This window comes from Teichococcus rhizosphaerae (assembly GCF_002631185.1).
In the GTDB taxonomy this organism is placed as follows: domain Bacteria; phylum Pseudomonadota; class Alphaproteobacteria; order Acetobacterales; family Acetobacteraceae; genus Pseudoroseomonas; species Pseudoroseomonas rhizosphaerae.
This window is the reverse complement of record NZ_PDNU01000024.1, coordinates 1-837: the sequence shown is the minus strand read 5'-3', so window position 1 is coordinate 837 and position 837 is coordinate 1. Positions and strand designations below refer to the sequence as shown.

The window sequence follows — 837 nt, the reverse complement described above, 5'->3', positions numbered from 1 at the left end:
TAATACTACAGTTGCTTTTTCTTGTATGATTTGAGATGAGCAGCACGTGCGGCGGCCTGATGCCGTCGTCGCCAGAGGGACCACTCCAGCAGCAGTTCGCGCACAGGGGCGACGGCGAGCACGAGGCGGGCAAGCAGGTGCCTGATCTCCGGAGCGGAGAGCGGCGGCAGGTGTTCCGGCGGTCTACGCCCTGGTCCTGGCTTCATGCGGCCACGGCCACGGCGCCTGGACTCGTTTCGTTCGGTTTGCCGGCCGCGCCGCGGACCAGTTCAGCCCGGAGCCGCGCGAGGAAGGCCAGCGCTGCCATGCACAGCGTCATGTGGCGGTGCCAGCCATCCCAGGAGCGTGCCTCACAGTGGTCGAGACCGAGTTCCTCCTTGGCGGTGCCGAAGCAGGTCTCGATGGTCCAGCGCAGCCCGGCCACGCCGGCCAGTTCGGCGAGCGTGGTCTCCATCGGTGCGAAGACGACGTAGTAGGCCTGGTCGGAAGCATCGCGCCGGCTGCGCCGCACCAGCAGCCAATGGTCCCAGGGCGGCTGCTGCAGGCGCAGCAGGCGGACCCGCGCCCAGTCGTAGAGCCGTGGTCCCTTGGCTCCCTCGCCCGCCGCGTGACGATGCCAGGCGGAGGAGGGCAGTGCGGCGGCGATCTCGGCGGCATCGCGGGTCGCGCAGCTGCCCTCGGTGGTCATCAGCCGCTCATTGCTGCGCACAGCGAGCATGTAGGGCTGCTCGCGTCCCTCCAGCATGACCCGCAGCCGCTTGTCCGATCCGTACAGCGCGTCGGCCAGCACGAAGGCACAGGGCAGCCCGGCATCGAGCCCCGTGGCGATCATGTCAC

1 protein-coding gene is annotated in these 837 nt (G+C 68.8%); it reads right to left on the bottom strand.

All coding sequences use genetic code 11. From position 1 onward, the window contains the following. Window positions 1-202 precede the first annotated feature (202 nt). On the bottom strand, window positions 203-837 hold a 635-nt coding region (locus CR162_RS13000), incomplete at its 5' end, for an IS701 family transposase (protein ID WP_141563150.1).